General features: G+C 40.0%; 20 protein-coding genes and 1 pseudogene. 16 read left to right on the top strand and 5 right to left on the bottom strand.

Annotated features, from left to right (window positions below; genetic code table 11):
- Window positions 1-11 precede the first annotated feature (11 nt).
- From O3C63_01815 to obgE, 6 genes are all read left to right on the top strand, one after another.
- The gene (locus O3C63_01815) at window positions 12-671 is read left to right on the top strand and encodes a hypothetical protein (protein ID MDA0771658.1); all 660 of its coding nucleotides are present in this window, start codon (window positions 12-14) and stop codon (window positions 669-671) included.
- Window positions 671-1,471 (top strand): flagellar hook basal-body protein, encoded by an 801-nt coding sequence (locus tag O3C63_01810; protein MDA0771657.1) that lies wholly within the window; start codon window positions 671-673, stop codon window positions 1,469-1,471. The genes O3C63_01815 and O3C63_01810 overlap by 1 nt, the downstream gene beginning before the upstream one ends.
- A complete protein-coding gene (locus tag O3C63_01805; GenBank protein ID MDA0771656.1) occupies window positions 1,471-2,013 on the top strand; it encodes a hypothetical protein in 543 nt (180 codons plus the stop codon). Before O3C63_01810 ends, O3C63_01805 begins: the two co-directional genes overlap by 1 nt.
- A 172-nt stretch (window positions 2,014-2,185) precedes the next feature.
- Complete coding sequence (locus O3C63_01800) at window positions 2,186-2,995, top strand: prephenate dehydrogenase/arogenate dehydrogenase family protein (protein MDA0771655.1); 810 nt, start codon at window positions 2,186-2,188, stop codon at window positions 2,993-2,995.
- Between the two features lie 103 nt (window positions 2,996-3,098).
- Entirely contained in the window at window positions 3,099-3,815 is a 717-nt protein-coding gene (locus tag O3C63_01795; protein ID MDA0771654.1) for a transposase, read from the top strand.
- A gap of 123 nt (window positions 3,816-3,938) precedes the next feature.
- Window positions 3,939-5,285, top strand: coding sequence for a GTPase ObgE (gene obgE, locus O3C63_01790; GenBank protein ID MDA0771653.1), 1,347 nt, complete (start codon window positions 3,939-3,941; stop codon window positions 5,283-5,285).
- On the opposite strand, the gene trpS is transcribed toward obgE, so the two are convergent.
- Window positions 5,282-6,322 carry a tryptophan--tRNA ligase gene (gene trpS, locus O3C63_01785; GenBank protein MDA0771652.1) on the bottom strand — a complete coding sequence of 347 codons (1,041 nt, stop codon included), beginning with the start codon at window positions 6,320-6,322 and terminating at the stop codon, window positions 5,282-5,284. The genes obgE and trpS overlap by 4 nt on opposite strands.
- A 56-nt stretch (window positions 6,323-6,378) precedes the next feature.
- Here trpS and O3C63_01780 point away from each other — a divergent pair, with 56 nt between their 5' ends.
- The 3 genes from O3C63_01780 to def are packed head-to-tail and all read left to right on the top strand — an operon-like array spanning window position 6,379 to window position 8,157.
- A complete protein-coding gene (locus tag O3C63_01780) occupies window positions 6,379-6,774 on the top strand; it encodes a thioredoxin domain-containing protein (protein MDA0771651.1) in 396 nt (131 codons plus the stop codon).
- A 37-nt stretch (window positions 6,775-6,811) separates the two neighbouring features.
- The gene (gene lpxA / locus O3C63_01775) at window positions 6,812-7,588 is read left to right on the top strand and encodes an acyl-ACP--UDP-N-acetylglucosamine O-acyltransferase (protein ID MDA0771650.1); all 777 of its coding nucleotides are present in this window, start codon (window positions 6,812-6,814) and stop codon (window positions 7,586-7,588) included.
- Window positions 7,585-8,157 carry a peptide deformylase gene (gene def, locus O3C63_01770; protein MDA0771649.1) on the top strand — a complete coding sequence of 191 codons (573 nt, stop codon included), beginning with the start codon at window positions 7,585-7,587 and terminating at the stop codon, window positions 8,155-8,157. Before lpxA ends, def begins: the two co-directional genes overlap by 4 nt.
- Here the strand turns inward: def and O3C63_01765 are convergent.
- Entirely contained in the window at window positions 8,154-9,044 is an 891-nt protein-coding gene (locus O3C63_01765; protein ID MDA0771648.1) for a Fic family protein, read from the bottom strand. The two genes, def and O3C63_01765, sit on opposite strands and share 4 nt — an antisense overlap.
- 575 nt (window positions 9,045-9,619) lie before the next feature.
- On the opposite strand from O3C63_01765, the gene O3C63_01760 reads away from it, so the two are divergent.
- Entirely contained in the window at window positions 9,620-10,141 is a 522-nt protein-coding gene (locus O3C63_01760) for a helix-turn-helix transcriptional regulator (GenBank protein MDA0771647.1), read from the top strand.
- A gap of 62 nt (window positions 10,142-10,203) precedes the next feature.
- Here the strand turns inward: O3C63_01760 and argS are convergent, their stop codons facing one another.
- The 3 genes from argS to O3C63_01745 are packed head-to-tail and all read right to left on the bottom strand — an operon-like array spanning window position 10,204 to window position 13,871.
- Window positions 10,204-11,994 carry an arginine--tRNA ligase gene (gene argS, locus O3C63_01755; GenBank protein ID MDA0771646.1) on the bottom strand — a complete coding sequence of 597 codons (1,791 nt, stop codon included), beginning with the start codon at window positions 11,992-11,994 and terminating at the stop codon, window positions 10,204-10,206.
- Window positions 11,987-13,186: a hypothetical protein gene (locus O3C63_01750; GenBank protein ID MDA0771645.1), complete on the bottom strand. Its 1,200-nt coding sequence runs from the start codon at window positions 13,184-13,186 to the stop codon at window positions 11,987-11,989. The genes argS and O3C63_01750 overlap by 8 nt, the downstream gene beginning before the upstream one ends.
- Before the next feature lies 1 nt (window position 13,187).
- Window positions 13,188-13,871: a hypothetical protein gene (locus tag O3C63_01745; protein ID MDA0771644.1), complete on the bottom strand. Its 684-nt coding sequence runs from the start codon at window positions 13,869-13,871 to the stop codon at window positions 13,188-13,190.
- A 112-nt stretch (window positions 13,872-13,983) separates the two neighbouring features.
- Here O3C63_01745 and rpsL point away from each other — a divergent pair, with 112 nt between their 5' ends.
- The 6 genes and pseudogenes from rpsL (at window position 13,984) to O3C63_01715 (ending at window position 18,288) form a co-directional block, all read left to right on the top strand.
- Window positions 13,984-14,370, top strand: a complete 387-nt coding sequence (rpsL, locus tag O3C63_01740) for a 30S ribosomal protein S12 (protein ID MDA0771643.1) — start codon at window positions 13,984-13,986, stop codon at window positions 14,368-14,370.
- Between the two features lie 38 nt (window positions 14,371-14,408).
- Complete coding sequence (rpsG, locus tag O3C63_01735) at window positions 14,409-14,888, top strand: 30S ribosomal protein S7 (protein ID MDA0771642.1); 480 nt, start codon at window positions 14,409-14,411, stop codon at window positions 14,886-14,888.
- 141 nt (window positions 14,889-15,029) lie between these two features.
- A pseudogene (locus O3C63_01730) lies at window positions 15,030-15,299 on the top strand (ribulose-phosphate 3-epimerase).
- A complete protein-coding gene (locus tag O3C63_01725; GenBank protein MDA0771641.1) occupies window positions 15,291-15,830 on the top strand; it encodes a hypothetical protein in 540 nt (179 codons plus the stop codon). Before O3C63_01730 ends, O3C63_01725 begins: the two are co-directional and overlap by 9 nt.
- A gap of 104 nt (window positions 15,831-15,934) precedes the next feature.
- Entirely contained in the window at window positions 15,935-17,035 is a 1,101-nt protein-coding gene (locus O3C63_01720) for an ATP-binding protein (GenBank protein MDA0771640.1), read from the top strand.
- Complete coding sequence (locus O3C63_01715; GenBank protein ID MDA0771639.1) at window positions 17,026-18,288, top strand: diguanylate cyclase; 1,263 nt, start codon at window positions 17,026-17,028, stop codon at window positions 18,286-18,288. Before O3C63_01720 ends, O3C63_01715 begins: the two co-directional genes overlap by 10 nt.
- The last annotated feature ends 440 nt before the right edge of the window (window positions 18,289-18,728 follow it).

Raw genomic sequence — 18,728 nt, 5'->3', positions numbered from 1 at the left:
TATACCCATAGATGAGCGATTTATATAACCACAACGTAAAAACACTTTATGACGCTATGGACCAAAGTGTCAAGAGAATAGGTATTATTCAGACCAATATTGCTAATTCGCACACGGTTGGCTTTAAGTCAATACATCCTGACTCAGTAATGTTTTCTGATGTTATGAGTGATGTATTCCGTGATGAAGAGCAGGGAGTGCTTGAAAAAACTAATCACAAATTAGACCTGGCATTAACTAAAGCCGGAGCTTACTTTATGGTTGAAGGTCCAGACGGTAAACCAGAAAGAACTCGTGATGGACAATTCCACCTCAATCGAGATGGCAAAATAGTAGATATTCAAGATAGAGAACTAGTTGTACTTGATCAACAAATTAATAAGCCAGAGTATGCAGAACTAGCCAAAGGTGGCAATATTAAAATTAATCAAAATGGTCATATTCATGTTAATGGAACTTTCATTGGAAGAATCGCAATTGATTATGAAGCTCAACCAGGTGAAAAAGTACATGTAATGCAAGGTAGTCTAGAGACTTCTAACGTAGATCTATCCTCCAATGTTACAAAAATTCTACAAGTCAAACGTCATATCGATACAGTGCAAAATGTACTCTCAATGCAACTTGGAGTAGATAAAGCACTCATCGAAACTTATGGAAGGAATCTTTAATGTTTAATCAATACACATACAACAGCATCAGTTCAGTCAATCATCATATGCATGATCTTGGTAACCGTGTAGTTGATATCAACAATATTTTTACTACTGGTTATCGTGGTAAGCAAACAAGTTTTCATGAAACAATTCATGGAATGAAAATGGTAGAAAGAAGAGACTTTAATAATGGAGCTCCTGCCAAAACCAATCGTGAACTAGATTTTGCAATCCAAGGAAAGGGCTTCTTTGAAGTTGAACTTCCAGATGGAACTCGCGGCTATACTCGTAACGGTTCATTTACTGTTGGACCCAACGGTGAATTAATGTCAGCACAAGGCTATCCTCTCATCACCTCTCACCCAAACAATGAACTTATTAGTCAGAATTACGACAATATCGCTGGTGGTCAAACAGTTTCTTTTGATGCAGGTGCAACCTCATCAACTATCATTCTTCCAATCGGCTCCAATGTCAGCCTAGATGAAGAAGGTACACTCTCAACAGTAGAAGGTACTGTACTAGGTAGATTGAGTGTAGTCAACTTCACTAACAATGATGCATTGCAAGATGTTGGACAAGGATTATTTATCGCCACAGAAGAAGCTGGTGATATTTATGAAATGAAAATTGGCGCAATGTTAGGTCAGACTCAAGTAAGACAAGGTCACCTTGAACAAGCAAACGTCTCAATCGTCGACAAGATGGCGGACATTGTTCAACTCAACACGGCAATCAAAGCAGAGATGAAGATTATCAAAGTACTTGACCAAATGCAAGAAAATCTCAACTCATCGATATCGAGGAATTTATAATGAACAACCCATACACATCAGATTCGGCATTCGCATACGCAAGCAACCCAGGACTTGGTTTCCTGGAAGACAGTATGCAAAGCAGTATGAGCGCACAAGCTGATACTGGCGGTGCCTTCTCTCAAGTACTAAATCAAATGTCAGCCGGCATATCATCAGGAGCTCAGCAAGGGACTGTACCACTATTTGGTGGCGGCAACTCTGCTGACTACAATGTAAATGCAGCTCAAGCACAAAAACTTGGTGTTAAAACTTTTGGCGGATTAACCGCAGCTCAAATTGGACAACAAATGAGTGTGGGCGGGCCTGCCAGTGTGCTTCCTTATATGGGCGGCAATGTTTTACCACAACTAGTTTTCCCTATCGCTGGTCTTTGGACGATGTACGATGGAGTTAAAGCCGTCAAAGCGTTTAGAAGAGATGCAAGAGCAGAACATGCTTCGCAAACAGCTTTTAATCCAAGTCAGTTACGATACAATGCGTCGGTGCAACAGATGGATTCGATGAATGATGAATACGCCTACCTTGGCCCAATGCACTAAGAGCGTGTCTTGAAGAACTCATCTACTGCGTTACGCTCGTTCTGATCCGTCATCATTGGCGGCTCAGCCAACTGCGGTTCACAAAAACTCGCAAGCCTTGTATATGTGCCTTTTTGAATACTCTCTAATCACTGGTATCATCATAGATCGACATCAATGCTAATATAAATTCATGTCAAAACTTAAAATCGGAATAATAGGACTCGGTCTCATCGGTGGCTCAATAGAAAAACGACTCGCACTTAAGCCTGATAGTTATGAATTACTTTGTGTCAGCAAAAGTCAAAACAAAGAATTGGAGTTAAAGGATTTAGCCAATGTAGATATTTTGTTTCTTTGCGCTGAGCAAACAACTATCATTAAGCAACTCGAGCAAATTGCACAAATCATTTCTAATTCAGGCAATGAGGGAACAATAGCTACTGAAGCAAGAGCTTTTGCCAAAACAATAATCACTGATTGCGCTAGTACCAAAAGCAAAATCGCAATCAAAGCCGCCGAGCTAGGTTTAAACAATTTCATCGCTGGTCATCCAATGGCTGGTACAGAGAAACAAGGCTACGAGGCGAGCTTTCCTGAGCTTTTTGAAAATGCAAGCTGGATCATAGAAAAACCAAACTCAATACTTGAACAAGTAATCACCGAGCTTGGCGCCAAACCAGTTCTATTAGATCCAGAAACTCACGATAGAGCAGTTGCGATCACTTCTCATTTACCATTGGTTCTTAGTCTTGGTTTAGCTAATTTATCTGATAGTTTTGCACCTAGCAAGGCAACTCGCGGACCAGGCTTTGCATCAATGACTAGGCTCGCTACTGGCAATGCCAAGCTCGGCAGAGAGATGATTAGTCTTAATCGCAGCAATATTAGAGCTAGCTGGGAGATTTATAAACAAGAAGTGGATCTCTTGCTTAATATCTATGGGGATGAGCTTGAAACTGAAATAGGTGATATTGCGCAAACACTACAAGTTAGAACTTAGGGTCAGGTCTCCAGAATTCCAGATACTATGTGTATGACCGCAAATTTTCAGACTTGATGAAAAATTTTGCTATAAGTCTAGATTATGGTGAGACCCTGTTTACATAGAGTTTGAAAATGCTTTCTATCATGTTGCATCTCGTGGCATCAATCGTCAAAATCTCTTTTGTGATTTAGAAGACAATATCGTCTTTATGCGCTTATTGAGAAAGATGGTGTTCAAGTATAATATTCGACTTTTTGCCTTTTGCTTGATGAGCAACCATTATCATTTGTACTTTTCATCGCCCAATGCAAATCTATCAATATTTATCAAGGCATTGAATCAGAGCTATGCAATATATTTTCTGAAGAAATATCCAGAGAAGGATGGGACTGTCTATAAGGGAAGATATATGAGGAAACTTGTTGAGAAGGATAGATATTCTCTAGCTTTGATTGCTTATATTCATAACAATCCTTATAAATTAATTGATGAGGTACAGGATTGGAGCTATTCAAGTTATTCATCCTACCTGGATTCAACTGAGAGATTTGATTTTATTGATTATAATTTTGGCTTGACAGGCTTTGCTGGCTCTGTACAAAAATTTAAATCTTTTCATGATGAGATGCGCAAAGCAGAGTGGAATCCAGAAGATCATACTGTTGCAAAAAGCTTTATTGGTAGTGAGGAATTTGCCAAAAATATTATACAAGAGCACCTGAGTCTGGACCAGATCTATAACGAAGAAATACTAGGTATGAATTTTTTTCGAAATAAGCCCTTTGCGTCCTCTAGCTTTCCTGTTTTTGGATTACGTCCAGCATTCTTGACATAAAGCCTTCTAGCAGGTTCTTTATAACTTTGTTTAATTTCAAGTGTCATAATTGACAATATTAACGTAAAACATGACGATTTATCTAGACTCGCAACTCTTTCGTGCTACAATCAGTCTTTACTAATGTTTATTGATAAAGTCACAATCAAACTTGCAAGCGGCCGTGGAGGACACGGAGCTAGTAGCTTTCGTCAAGAAAAATTCGTCGCCAATGGTGGACCGGATGGTGGTGATGGTGGCAGAGGTGCAAGTATCTGGCTTGAAGCTACTCATGATCTTAGTACCTTATTAGATTTTAAATTTAAAGCAATTTACAAAGCAGACAATGGCAAGAGAGGCGGCAGATCAAACAAAACCGGACCCAGTGGCGAAGACTATATCATCAAGGTACCTCTTGGAACTGTCGTTAAAGATCCCAACGCGGAGCTGATCATTGGAGACTTGACGTACGAAGGGCAAAGGCTATTAGTTGCAGAGGGCGGCCGTGGTGGGCGCGGCAATACCAAATTCAAATCAAACAAAACCAAAGTACCCAATTTTTCAGAACCTGGCGAAGCTGGTATTGAACGTGAGCTAGAACTCGAACTAAAAATGATTGCAGATGTTGGCATCATTGGTTTTCCCAATGCTGGTAAATCGACCCTCATCTCTAAAGTCAGTTCATCCAAAGCCAAAATTGCAGACTACGCATTTACAACTATCATGCCCAATCTTGGTGTTGTTCGCAAAGAATCTGGCGATGCTTATGTCATGGCAGACATCCCTGGACTAATCGAGGGAGCTAGTGAGGGACATGGTTTGGGGCACGAGTTCCTAAGACATGTCGAGCGCACTCGTCTTTTGATTCATATGGTAGATGTCTGGGGTTTAATGGGATCTAATTTAGATGAGTTTCAACACAAAAACTTTGAGAACCCATTGCACAATTTTATTCAAGTAAATTATGAGCTTTATAATTATTCTCCTGAGCTTGCAAAGCGCAAACAAATTGTTGTCCTAAATAAAATCGAGGGCTATCCAGAAGATGAACTAGCCAAAGTCGTTAAGGATTTTGAAGAACAAATGGATCCTGATGTTTGTCTCAAACTCTTTACAGTCTCAGCTTTCACAGGTCAAGGACTCACTGAACTTAGAAGATATATAGAACAAGCTCTTGAAGAAATTCCAAAAGAAACTAAAGAAGTATTGATCGACTACGATCCAATTGCAACAGATCATGATGATAGTAATTTCCAAATAATCAAACAAGATCAAAGTGACAAAACTGTCAAATGGTTAGTTCATTGCGGCAAACTAGAACGTCACATGAAACTAGTTAACCTCAAAGAACCTGATTCGCTCTATCATATATTTAGAGTAACCAAAGGCTTAGGAGTAATTGATGCAATTAAATCCAAAGGCGCCAAAGACGGTGACAGCTTGAATATTGACGGTGTTGACTTTGAAGTTAATGATGCGCTTTTGATTTAAGCAATAACCGACAAGTCATAAGCAATCCCCATCGCTTCTTTAACATCTTTCATAGTAGCCTGCACAACTGCTCTAGCTTCTTCAGTACCTCTTGCAAGCATTGCCATTACTTGCGCTGGCTCTTTTGCAAAGTCTTCTCTAGCTGCACGAATTGGCGCGAGCTTAGCGTCAAGCACTTCCATAACATATTTTTTGACGACCATGTCACCGAGTCCACCGCTCGAGTAATGATCTTTAAGTTCTTGTACCTTAGCTTGATCATCTCCAAAAGCATCAAGGTACGTAAAACAAACATTGCCTTCTACCTTACCAGGGTCTTCTACTTTGACATGATCCGGATCAGTATACATCTGACGCACCTTGCCCCAAAGCTCATCGGTCGTGTCTTTGAGATAGATTGCATTGCCTAATGACTTGGACATCTTCGCTTTGCCATCTAGTCCAACAAGACGACCAAAGTTGTCTGGAATAAGTGCTTTGCATTCTTTAAGCACTTCAGACTTGTAGACTTGATTAAATTTGCGCGCCAGCATATTACTATCTTCAATCATTGGAATTTGATCAGCACCAACCGGCACCACATCTGCCTTGAAAGCCAGAATATCAGCGGCTTGCGAGACTGGATAAATCAAAAATCCCATCGGGATTTGTCCTTCATAATTCTTCTGGCGAATTTCTTCTTTGACAGTGGGGTTACGTTCAATTTGATTGAGCGTAAGCAAATTCAAAAAATACATAGTGAGTTCTGAGAACTCAGGAATTTGTGACTGAATATAAATCGAACTAAGTTTGGGATCAATTCCCACAGCAAGGTAATCAAGCGCGACGTTGAGGATATTGCCACTAACTAAGTCAGGTGTCTCAAAATTGTCAGTGAGTGCCTGCATATCAGCAATCAAAATATATGGCTTATAAAGGTGAGCGCCACTAGTATCTTGTTCGTTTTGCAACTTCACTCTATTTTGCAATGAACCGACATAATGCCCCAAGTGCAAGGGTCCAGTTGGTCTATCTCCGGTTAGTAGTATTTTGGGCACAGCTCTATGATATCATCCGTCGTAGCAAAGCGAAGACGGATGCTATAATCATCCCCATGCGCAAACTATCAGTCCTAACTCTACTTGCCTTCTTGGTTACCGGTTGTAACCAAACTAGTGAAACTTCAAGCTCCAACGTGAGTGCAGTTAGTGAGTTTCTGGCTAGCTCCTCAAAGCCAGCAGTACTCAAGTTCTATGCAAGCTGGTGCTCAAGCTGCAAACAATATGCACCTGCATTTGAAGAAGTAAAGCTCTCAATGGGCGATAAAGTAGATTTCTTTGAAATAGATGTTGATGAGTCTAAATATAAAGGCATGGTCAAAGAGCTCAAAATCTCAAGAATCCCCGAAACTGCCTTTGTTAATACTGAAAGAAACCGCATTAGCAAGATTTTAGGTCCAATTCGTGTGTCACAGCTTGAAAAACATGTTACTGAACTACTCATCCAATAGGTATTACCATTAAGCCAGATATGATATATTTACATACGTGCTTTCAACTAAGAACATGATTGCCAGTAATGCCCGAATCGCCAACACTGCGATTATAGAAGATGACGTAATCATTGGTGAAAACACCGTAATAGGTGAGTACAGTATTATTCGTTCTGGTACTAGAATCGGAGCCAACAACAAAATCTCAGCACATGTGCTGATTGGTGGTGAGCCTCAAGATCATGCATACAAAGGCGAAACTAGTTATGTCGAAATTGGCGACAACAATATCATCCGTGAATTTGCAACTGTGCACAAAGCGACAGGAGAAGGCAAACTAACCAAAATTGGCAACAACAATATGTTTATGGTCGGCAGTCATGTTGGGCACAATAGCCAAATTGGCAACAATGTAGTTATGGCAAACAACACTTGCCTTGGTGGCTATGTTCATATTGAAAACAACGTAACTCTTGGTGGCGGCGCAATGGTGCATCAGCATTGTCGTATTGGCAAGTATGCAATGATGTCCGGAATGGCAGCAGCTAATCACGATCTCATTCCCTTCTTTATTTATATGGGCGTACCAGCTGGGGCGATTTCAACTAATCGCATTGGTTTAAAACGCGCCGACTTTGATCAAACTAGTCTTAGTGAAATTATGCGCGCATTTAAAATCATCTATTGTAAAGAAAGACTCAATAGAGACAACCTGATTCAGCGCTTAGAAACCGAGTTAGAACAAAGCGCGGAAATTCGCTATATAATTAATTTCATTAAAGCTAGTACTAGAGGGGTTGCCCTCAATACCTTTAATCACAAATCACGATGAGCGAAAGCAAATACTATCAAATTGAAAAATACGGCTCTGAACTACTGCGTCAACCCTGTTCAGTAGTTTCTAAGTTCGATCGCAAACTAGAAAAGATCGTCGACAAAATGCTCAAAACGATGTACCACCAAAACGGTATCGGCTTAGCTGCCCCGCAAATCGGTGTCAATCAAAGGATTCTAATCATTGATATTGACTGGGCTTCAGAAAGATATGAAGAAGAGCGCAATAAAGAACCAGAATACAATCCTGTGGTAATGATCAACCCAGTAATTGTTTATCAAGAAGGTGAGATGGATAGTTTTGAGGGTTGCTTAAGTTTCCCAGATGTATTTTTCAAGGTCAAACGTGCTCGCAGAATCATTTTCAAGTTTCAAGACCTCAAAGGTAAGGACTATAGAGTAGAAGCAGCAGAGGATCTTTTTTGTCGTTGCGTCCAACATGAAATCGATCACCTTAACGGTAAATTATTTGTGGATATTGCCTTAGACAAAGCTATTGCTCGCGAAGAACTTGCAAATCATGGATTTGGAGATGTTAACTCGCCGCCGCCGATGATTTTGGGTTAAACCCCGATCTTCCAAACACCTTTCTCTCTAAACGCTGCAATAGTCTGTCTCTTGGCAGAATTACTTAAAGCAGAAAGAGAACGATCTTGGGTTTTAGCGTAGTTACTTAGTCTCATTATTTTCAAACCTTTCATGTATGCAAGCCGCTTATGGATTGATTCCTGGATTGCCAGGATTAAGATTTTTTCCATGCCCCTAGTTTTGTGGCTACTATCATAATCTCTAAATGCAGAGTAATAATCAGCCTTCTCTTTATCACGAATAATTACCGGAGGAAATCCTTGACGCTGCAATTGATAATTTATCAGCACTCTACCAATCCTGCCATTACCATCACAAAAAGGATGAATGTTTTCAAACTCCAAATGAAACTCAGCAATCCTCTCTATAATATTGCGACTAATACTACTACTATAATTTACAAAAGCCATTTGCAACAATTCTTCTAGCTTCTCTGGCGCAGCAGCAACATGATTGGCGACTCTAACGTACTCACCAACTGCTCTCAAACGTCCAGCGATTTTGTCATCAATGCCACCCAACAGCATTTTATGCAAAAGCACAATCATCTCTTGGTTCAACTCTTGCTCTTTAGACTTGGCTCTAATGTATTCAACAACTCTAGCCAAGTTTTTCGCTTCATATATTTCTCGCAAAGATAGATCAGAACTAAACTCAAGCTCCAAAAGAATCTGCTCTGTTTGTTTTAAAGTCAGAGTTGAATTTTCAATAGCATTGGAGTTATATACTGCCTCTGCAACTTCGGCTTCATCCAATAAAGCGAGCAAGCTTGCCTTGCCTTTACGCAATGAGTCATACTCTAATTTCATGCATTCTAGCTCTTCAATCACTAGTTCTATTATACCAATTCCACAAGCCAAATTCACGGATTTCTGGCAAAATAGCGTGAATTTGGCTTAATTTAAGCATGAATTCACGCTATTTTACCAGAAATGCGTGAATTTAAAGTACATAATATTGTTGTGATCAGAATTTCCAGGGGTTAAATGACCCTTCTGCCGGCAATACCAAACCTAAGTCACTGCTATAGAGCCTGAGTCCAGCTTAGGGCGACGCAGTCGCCTTAGATGCCAGCTTGAGTCTAGTAAAAAATGCAACGCATTTTTTGTGTTATACATTTCTAGAATTTCCAGGGGTTAAATGAACCCCTTAAATCCCGAGAACCCATCAAGACAACCTTAACCCAACCCCCCAATCCCTCTCACCAACAACACAAATCACAAAATCACTCAGAGGTTAAATGACCCCTTTCATATTGGGACTCAATCATTTATTATTAATGACATAAGCGAGCTTATCAAGCCAACCTAAGACCCCTTCCTTGACAGGGTTTGACTAAGCACGCTTGCTTCAAATACAACAAGGGAGCTTGCGTATGCAAGCTCCACGGGGGATACAAATAATGGAAATAGGATTCGTGTTTATAAAAGGAAAAATAGAAATGGCAACAACTATAACCAAAGAACCAAAGAAAGAGCTCTTTCCGAAAGATGCAATTTTAAAACCCAAGGTAAGTTACAAAGGAGAGCAGCTAACCGATGCTCAAGTAAGTATTTTGAACATGATCGGTGAAGCCAAAAGCAATAAAGAAATTGCAGCTGCACTATCTATCTCAATTAGAACAGTCGAATCACACCTTGCAAGAGTTCGTAACATGATTCTCAATCTTGATGGCGCCCGCCCCAAAGAAAGAGAGTTGGTGCTCTTTGCTAAAGAGATGCGTGATGGCTACAAAGTATTTACCAAAATTAAAAAAGAACAAAAATCCAATCAATCAAGCTTCTATGACAGAGAGATTGAATTAATTGAAGATTGGGACGAAACAATTTTAGAGTCGAATCAGGATGCTTCTGGTAACAATATAGTCGGACTAGACCAATTCCGCCCAGAATATGAGATCACGGATTTCCAAACAGTAGAACAAGAAATCCAATTTACCAGCGGTAAATATTACCTGGTTTAGGCTCCTTTGGTGGTTATGACAACCACCCTGTTCAAGCAGCCCTTCTGCTTTAGGGCTGCTTTTTACATCCGCTCCGGCGCATTAATCCCCAAAATACCTAAGCCATTACGTAAAACTTTTTGACTTGCAGCAACCAAAGAGATTCTTGCTTTCATTAATTCTGCATCATCATTGATCACTCTATTGTGAGTATAAAATTGATGAAATAAAGCTGCGAGTTCTTTGATATAGTTTGCAATCCTGTAGGGTGCATAGCTAGCAGCAGCATCCTTAACTTCTTCTGGGAAATTGAGCAAAACAAGAATTAATGCCTTGGTAGACTTGTGCTGTTCTGGACTCAAGTTAGCAAAGACTCTTGAGTAAAGGCCTGTAGCAGAAGTAAATGTCTTAAAATATTGATCCAGCTCAGCCTCTGTCATAATGCCATCTGCAACAGCAAGGCTGTTACCGGGCAGTTCAGTTTGATCCACTTGTTTTTCTGTTAAGTTACGCAAGATACCACAACAACGCGCATGAGCATATTGCACATAGTACACAGGATTGTCTTTGTCTTGCTTGGTAGCAAGCTCTAAATCAAAAACGATGCGATTATTTGGTTGGCATTCAAGCAAGAAATAACGAAAGGCATCAACCCCAACTTCTTCAATCAATTCTCTCACTGTGACGAAATTACCAGTTCGCTTGGACATCTTCACTTCCTCACCACCCTTAGTAAGTGAAACCATTTGCATCAAAACTATTTCAAGACGCTTAGGATCTTCGCCAAGTGCTTCAAGTGCGCCCATAACCCCAGGAATCTGCCCATGATGATCAGCGCCCCAGAGATTGATCAATCTATCTGCGCGACTGAGTTTGTCTTGGTGATAGGCAAGATCAGCAGCGAGATAGGTATAGTAACCATCAGTCTTGCGCAAAACTCTATCACGCTCATCACCAAACTCTGTTGCTTTAAACCAGAGCGCACCTTCGCTCTCATAGGCGATACCAGCTTCAAGCATTTTTTGACAAACCACATCTACCTTAGTAGTTTCTCCTTGGTGTAAATTCTCTAGCTCTGAATACCAGCACTCAAACTCAGTACCAGCTATTTTGAGTATCTCCTTTTGAGACTCAAGGAAAATCTCCTTGGCAACTTTGCCACAATCCTCTGCCGTAACAGAGCTCATATCCTGACTTTCAATGTCTTGCCATTTCTTATCAGACAAGATTTCTTTCATTGCAGCAAATGGATAATTATTCTCTTCATCATAGTCAGATTCGCCTAGCTCACCAGCCTTAATTAAAATAGCTTGCCTTGCAGAAGCAGCTAGTTTGCCCATTTGCACGCCAGCATCATTTATATAAAACTCAGAACTAGCATCATAACCAGCCCATCTCAACAAATCAACCAAGGCACTGCCCAAGACCGCTTGACGACCATGTCCCAGATGCAAGTCACCAGTAGGATTGGCTGAAACATATTCAACAATCACAGTCTCAAATGATTTATCAGCTCTATCATTTTTTGCAATGCGACCATAGTCCAAATCCAAACTAAAAATCTCAGCAATACTCTCTTCAAGCAAATCCCAATCTAGCGTGAGGTTAATAAAGCCCGGACCAGCTACCTCAACCTTAGAAAAAACCTTGGACCCAAGCTCAGTAGCAATAGCCTCAGCAATCATTCGTGGTGCAATCTTGGCTTCCTTAGAGAGTTTCATCGCGATACTAATTGCTTTGTCACCGTGTTCTGGATTTTTCGGAAGCTCAACAGGAACGAGTTCTGGCAAAGTTGTTAATTGCCCAAGTTTGCCCTGCTCTAAACTCTTGGCAAGAGCGTCTTTGACTATTGTTTCTATTCTTTGTTTAAGCATCTAATGGGGCAACCTCTGGTTCATTTTCTAGTTTCTCTGTAAGCATATCAATTGAAGTCTGGAAATCACTAATATCCTTAGACAAAGACTTTGATAAGGGTAAAAAATAATCATCCATATAATTAATCGCAAGCTGTTCTTTGAATTTGCGCTTGGTGATAAACATCATTAGCCCGCAGCACAGAGACCTAATCATGGCATCTACCGCAGTTCTATCGGCTTGTTTTTTAGCATAACCATAGATTTGTTCAAAGCCATCATCACGCAAAAGCATATAAGAGAAGTTAGGTGTTGATTCTTGACTCAAGTCAACAGTAAAGATAGGCTTGGCTGTGTTCACCTCAGGAATCACACTCAATAAATCTAAATCATTAATCAAAAACACAAAGTCACAATCATTGATATTAGTTTCTTGAATCTCCATATAAGCAAGTAATGCCTTGATATCCAGAAGCAGGTATTTATTGAGTTTGCGAGAATTAGCAAGGATATGTGTTTTGATATTGAGCTTGCGCAAGAGTTGAAATTTAAGTACGAGGTTCAGCACAGCAACACCCAAGCCATTTTCAACAAGTCGGCAAATTCCTTGAGCTTGGTTATCACGAATTGACTTACTGAGATATTGCTCCTCAGCAACATCTAAACCATATTGAGTTTCATTTTTGGTTTCATGCGGCAAACCGGCAAAAACAATCTTGTCAAAGAATTGATGGTTGTTTACAATATGCATATAAAAAGCAAGGTTGGTTTCTCGCAATGCTTTAAAACGAGCAAGCTTATTAACATCAATTCTGGATTCAAGCTTGTGCCATTCATTCATAGCGGCTTGATCTTGCCCTTGTGAGGCAGCAAACTTGTGATTATAGTAAGACCAGCGAAACAGCTCCTCATCCGTGTTTGACTTAACATCAATTACATTAATAGTGAGGTATCTATTTTGTTTTTGCCCAGGAAACTTGCTCTCGTATTCAGCAAACTCAGCAAGTAAACGATTAAAGCGCAAATTGAGTTCTTGAAGACTCAGATGGTGATTTGCAAAACTAGTTTGTTTATTTGCACTCTTCGGGAAGATATATTCATCTAAATCAATAAAGACATTGCGTGCTGTTTTAATGGAGTCAGCATAAGTGAAGCCAAGAAACTCGACAAATCTATCAAACTCTTCAAACTGCGTATTTGAATAATAGTCCATCTTACAATCCCGTTCCTGGACTCGGTGCTAGACCTGGTATCATCGACTTAGCAATTGAAGCAGCCGTTGCATGATTCGTTGGTTCTGGTTTAATTTTGACTGCATTATTATTTGAGAAATTTGCATTTGAACCAAAGTAACTTGCGCGCATAGTATTAGTCTCACCAGTTTGCGGATCTTCATAAGTTACTAAAGCTTCAAACATATAGAACTTATCTACCAAGGCAGCATCTTTCTCTTTATCCAACTTCACAACAAAGTCAGCCTTTAAATTCTGATTCTCAAGAACTCTCTTCTCACCAATTTGCCTGTAATCAACTCCTAATCGAGTAGGCTCTCCAGCTAGTTCAATCTGTCCTGGTTCATTAGATGCAAACAATTGAACCTTGCTTGCGCCAGGCGCATAAACAAAAACCCTGATTTCTTCACCAAGAAATACGCTATCGGGTAAATACATCTTGGGTTGTACCGCTCTTTGCTGCAAAACCTGTCTCAAAGCCTGAATAGTATTGGCAGAAGCCGGTAAAGCAATCACAAGAAGCAGTATGAGACATCCTGCAAAACCCCGTTTTGCTAGTGATGTCGATACAAAAAAGATCGGAACGCTGCGCTGCACTAGTTCCGTTAGTAAAGATAAAGGGAACTTGCGCAGGAAGCCTATTAGATGTATAGATTTGAATTTCATAGCCTTAAAGCACCTAGATTATAGCCTGAAAGAGCCTTATTTAAAAGAAAATCTTAAAAATCTTATAAATCCCAGCAATACCAATCCCTAGGGGTGCTAGAATAACCTGCTAATGCCGACTATACAACAACTAATTCGCAAAAACCGCAAAAACTCAAAGAAAAAGAGTAAGAGCCCGGCTTTGGACAACAACCCACTCAAGCGTGGTGTGTGTACAAAGGTAAGAACGGCCACGCCGAAGAAACCAAATTCAGCGATGCGTAAAATCGCAAGGGTGCGTTTAACTAACGGAGAAGAAATTACAGCTTACATCGGCGGCGAAGGTCACAACTTGCAAGAGCATTCAGTTGTTCTTATAAGAGGTGGTCGTGTAAAAGATTTGCCTGGTGTTCGTTATCACGTAGTTCGTGGTGCACTTGATACTCAAGGTGTTACAGGACGTAAGCAAAGCAGATCTAAGTACGGAACCAAAAGAGAAAAAGCTAAAAAGAAAAGCTAACTAGACAAACAGGAAATTAATTTAACAAGGAAACTATAATGCCAAGAAAAGACGGAAGATTTAAAAGAAAAGTAGCAAAGCCAGACCCAAGGTTTAACGATACCCACGTAGGTGCGTTCATCAACAGAATGATGGTTGATGGCAAGAAATCAACAGCCGAAGGATTGTTTTACAAAACACTTGGCGAACTTGACACTAAAGTCGAGGGCAAAGCAGGAGTTGATATTTTCAGACAAGCAGTCAAGAATGCAATGCCTTTAGTTAAAGTTAAAGCCAAACGTATTGGTGGTGCAACTTACCAAGTACCTAGTGAAGTAGAGCCTAGAGTTAGTGAAGCATTTGCACACAGATGGTTAATCATCGCTGCTCGCAAACGTAGTGGTAGAAGCTTCATTGAGAAACTTAGTAACGAATTATTAGACGCTTTCAACCACAAAGGCAAAGCTGTTGAGACTAAAGAATCTACACACAAAATGGCAGAAGCTAATAAGGCTTATGCTCATTTCGGCAGAAACTAAACTGACTCTGTGATCTTTTCCTATATTACTGCGTTCTCGTCACTTTTTGCCATCCTCATTTACGCCCAGTAAACTCCGGTGTCAAAAAGCTCCTCGGTCTTGTACTACAGAAAATCTCTACATCGCAAAACCAATAACTCAATGGTATTAATCGCACCCTCAATCCTATCTGCCGACTTCGCTAATTTAGAAAGCGAAATCAAGAAGATAGCAACAGCTGACTGGGTTCATGTTGATGTAATGGACGGTAGCTTTGTACCAAATATCACCATCGGAGCACCCGTTGTCAAAGCAATTAAACCTATAACAAATTTATTTATCGATGTTCACTTAATGATCGTGAACCCAGAACGTCATATACCTGACTTTATCAAAGCTGGTTCAGACTTAATTACATTTCATATGGAAGCGTATCGCTATGCAGCCGGCAGACAAGACTTGCTTGAGCATCAATTAGCGGTTTCCAATTTTGATAAAAGATTAACTGGTGAGGAGACCCAAGAACAGTGGGAAGAGCTTGGTAAGACAGTCAGTGACTACGACACAGAGAAAATATTCAACACTGTTCAATTAATTAAATCAACAGGCGTCAAGGTTGGACTCTCAATTAATCCTGCGACTCCTGTCAGTTCGCTTGAGAGCTTTATTAAGGATATTGATTTGGTTTTGCTCATGTCCGTTAATCCTGGTTTTGGTGGACAGAAATTTAGACCAGTGGTCTATGAAAAAATCACTCAAGTAGTAGAACTAGCTAAAGCTAATGGCAGAACTATTGGTACTGATTTTGCGAAAGGCGAACTTGCTATCGAAATAGATGGAGGAGTCGCTCCTGGACCTATAGCTCAAGAACTTCAAGCCAGGGGCGCTAATGTCTTTGTAGCTGGCTCAGCAGTTTATAATGCTCCTGATATCAAAGAGGCGATCAACGAACTTCAAGGTTAAGAGCGCTTTTTACAGCGCAGCATTTGCAGCCTCGAAGAGCGAGCATAAGCAAAATTCTCAAATCATAGACTGCCCAATAATGTACAATTGTACATATGACCGTTATGGATCAATTTCCCAAACTAGGCGTAAATAATCCCGAGGAAATACTCGACAGCGTTGCAAGAGCTACAGAAAATGGTTTTGTAGCATACAACTTGCAAAAACGCATCACATTATTTAGTACCAAAATGGTGGAGATTACGGGCTGGCATGACTCAGAAATTCTGGGTAAAAACATCTCTGAATTATTTCAAGTCAAAGATCTCACCAGCTCAGCGGACCCGAGCCCAGAATCAGTTCACCATCAAGCTACAACCCTCTTCACTAGAGACGGCAAACAAATCAATATTCAAGCACGCAAGACAGCAATCATCGATAAAGCAGGTGCAATAGTTGGTTCATTGATGTTCTTTATTATTGAAGGCTATAACAAAGATCTAGATAGAACTCAAGCTGAATTTATTAGCACAGTTTCGCATGAATTAAGAACTCCTATTACTAGCATCAAAGGTTTTGCCGCAACACTACTCAACAGCAAACAAGAAATAGACAAAGACAAACGTAATAAATATATTGGCATCATTAAAAATCAAGCTGAAAGACTTGCAAGATTGGTTGAAGACCTACTTGCAGTTTCAAGACTCGAAAGCAAAAAGCTACAACTAACCATTCATCCAGTCAAAATCCATGGCTTGGTAGACTATATTGCCGAGGTTGTTGGTTCTAAGCATAACTTCTCTCATGAAATCAAAATAGTCTCAGCCAAAGACCTTCCAGAGGTTTGGGTTGATAAAGATAGATTAGAGCAAGTACTTACAAATCTAATTGACAATGCTATTAAATACTCACCGGAATCAAAGAAAGTAGACATTGAAATCTCTAGCTCAATGCTCAACGCTAAACCAATGGTCAAGGTAGATATAATCGATTACGGTATTGGTATTAAAGCAGAGGATCAGCAAAAAATCTTTACCAAATTTAGTAGACTGGATAGTCCACTCACTAGAATCACAGAAGGTACCGGTCTTGGTTTATATATCAGCAAGTCTCTCTCTAAATTACTGGGTGGCGATCTTAGTCTTGCAAGCCAAGATGGTAAAACCACATTCAGTCTTTATTTAACTACCGAATTTCATAAGGGGGGCGAAGTGTGGTGGGATTAATTCCAAACGATCACATTCTTCATATTCTTGGAGCTAGTGGTCAATCTAGTATTGTATACAATACAATACTCCGTGCCTCATGCCAAGAAACTGGGATTAATCTCATTGAGACGATTAAAACAAAAGACTTCCTTGAATTAATCAAACAATATAGACCAGAGATTGTACTAATTGAAGAAGAAGCTTTTAACCCTGAAGTTGAATATAGATCAAGATCATGCCAACCGTTTAAATTAGTTGTCACTAAAGCTGACCAAAACATAGAAAGAAAACTAGAGCTGATGAAACAGGGAGCGGATGAAACCATTTCCAGAGACTGTACTGATGAAGAATTGTTTCTCAAATTCTACTCCATCCTTAGACGCAAGAAAGTCGAAGAACTTTCTCAGCTTACCAATCTGCCCAGTATCAACAAAACCTACAAAGTAATCGAGCATTGCCGCAAGCATCTCAATGACTGGGTTATAATCCACATTGACATCAAGCATTTCCAGAGTTACAACGTGATGTATGGAGTAAGCAAGTCAGATGAAGCGATTCGCGCTACTGCGCGAGTACTTGAAAAGAGCCTCAAAGAGAAACTTCGTTCTAATTTTTTCCTTGGACACCTAGGTAGGGATAGTTTCCTGATCATTAGTGACTCTGCATCTCTTGATACGATCACCCGCAGCGTACAAATCAACTTCAAAAAAATCTTAGGTAATTTATATATGCAAACAGATTATGAAAGTGGTTTCATAATTTCATCAGCACCTAACAAAGTCAGACGCAGAGAGGGTTTACTCAGGCTCAACATTGGCTATTGTTCTAAGATAGATCGCAATTTTCTTTCAGGCACTGACATTATAGAACAAGCTATCAAAAACAAACGTGAGCCAGGTATTCGAAACAAAAAGGTCTTAATCCTAGAAAACGATCTTGACTTTGCCGAACTAATACAAGAGACTCTAAATCAAGAAGGCAGTAACGCTATTCTTTCTAGAGGAATTGAACATCTCATTGATGATGTCACAGAACACGAACCCAAAATCCTTATAATTGAAGCTACTACTATCGGACAAAAGAACTTCGTCCCTTTATGCAAAGAACTAGACCGTTTCAAAGAAGAACTCGGCATGAAAATCTTAGTTGCAACCCAAATACCTGGTTACCAAAACTTTTTGAGCTCTGGAGCCGACGTCTACCTACCAAAGCCCTACGAAATTGAGACTTTACTTAAGGAAGTCCGTAGATTGGGTTTTGATTATGCTTAAATTCTGCTTAATCTTTGATTCTGAAGCGTATTAGATGTGATAATATTGGTGTGCTTACGAGCATTCACCAGGCATGGCAGGTGTCGCCAAGTGGTTAAGGTTAAGGGGTAGCCAGATACGCAAAAGACATCATTATAAAGTTTTGTCCCCCGACACACGAAGGAATAAACGATTAATAATCGTTTTGACTGAGTACGGATTGTGGTTCCGGTTGAGTGGATAAGACGGTTGTAGCAGACCTCAGATGATAAAGCAGACTTGTGACCCGTCTTGGACATCGTAAAATTGCATCGCAATTTAGATGTCCCTAGTCCCATCATCGACAATAATTATTTTGAAAAGTGAACTGTGGAAACACGGTCCTCAATATATTGATTATGCTTAAATTCTGCTTAATCTTTGATTCTGAAGCGTATTAGATGTGATAATATTGGTGTGCT

The organism is Cyanobacteriota bacterium, assembly GCA_027618255.1.
GTDB lineage: Bacteria > Cyanobacteriota > Vampirovibrionia > LMEP-6097 > LMEP-6097 > JABHOV01.
This window is presented reverse-complemented; position numbering and strand designations above follow the sequence as displayed.

What these genes read in the sequence shown, in the direction of transcription:
- O3C63_01725 (MDA0771641.1), top strand. Translation starts at nt 15,291, where the DNA reads ATGGAAGCGTATCGCTATGCAGCCGGCAGACAAGACTTGCTTGAGCAT.
- O3C63_01760 (MDA0771647.1), top strand. Translation starts at nt 9,620, where the DNA reads ATGGCAACAACTATAACCAAAGAACCAAAGAAAGAGCTCTTTCCGAAA.
- O3C63_01805 (MDA0771656.1), top strand. Translation starts at nt 1,471, where the DNA reads ATGAACAACCCATACACATCAGATTCGGCATTCGCATACGCAAGCAAC.
- O3C63_01750 (MDA0771645.1), bottom strand. Translation starts at nt 13,186, where the DNA reads ATGGACTATTATTCAAATACGCAGTTTGAAGAGTTTGATAGATTTGTC.
- rpsG (MDA0771642.1), top strand. Translation starts at nt 14,409, where the DNA reads ATGCCAAGAAAAGACGGAAGATTTAAAAGAAAAGTAGCAAAGCCAGAC.
- O3C63_01800 (MDA0771655.1), top strand. Translation starts at nt 2,186, where the DNA reads ATGTCAAAACTTAAAATCGGAATAATAGGACTCGGTCTCATCGGTGGC.
- O3C63_01815 (MDA0771658.1), top strand. Translation starts at nt 12, where the DNA reads ATGAGCGATTTATATAACCACAACGTAAAAACACTTTATGACGCTATG.
- def (MDA0771649.1), top strand. Translation starts at nt 7,585, where the DNA reads ATGAGCGAAAGCAAATACTATCAAATTGAAAAATACGGCTCTGAACTA.
- O3C63_01810 (MDA0771657.1), top strand. Translation starts at nt 671, where the DNA reads ATGTTTAATCAATACACATACAACAGCATCAGTTCAGTCAATCATCAT.
- rpsL (MDA0771643.1), top strand. Translation starts at nt 13,984, where the DNA reads ATGCCGACTATACAACAACTAATTCGCAAAAACCGCAAAAACTCAAAG.
- argS (MDA0771646.1), bottom strand. Translation starts at nt 11,994, where the DNA reads ATGCTTAAACAAAGAATAGAAACAATAGTCAAAGACGCTCTTGCCAAG.
- O3C63_01720 (MDA0771640.1), top strand. Translation starts at nt 15,935, where the DNA reads ATGGATCAATTTCCCAAACTAGGCGTAAATAATCCCGAGGAAATACTC.
- O3C63_01780 (MDA0771651.1), top strand. Translation starts at nt 6,379, where the DNA reads ATGCGCAAACTATCAGTCCTAACTCTACTTGCCTTCTTGGTTACCGGT.
- obgE (MDA0771653.1), top strand. Translation starts at nt 3,939, where the DNA reads ATGTTTATTGATAAAGTCACAATCAAACTTGCAAGCGGCCGTGGAGGA.
- O3C63_01745 (MDA0771644.1), bottom strand. Translation starts at nt 13,871, where the DNA reads ATGAAATTCAAATCTATACATCTAATAGGCTTCCTGCGCAAGTTCCCT.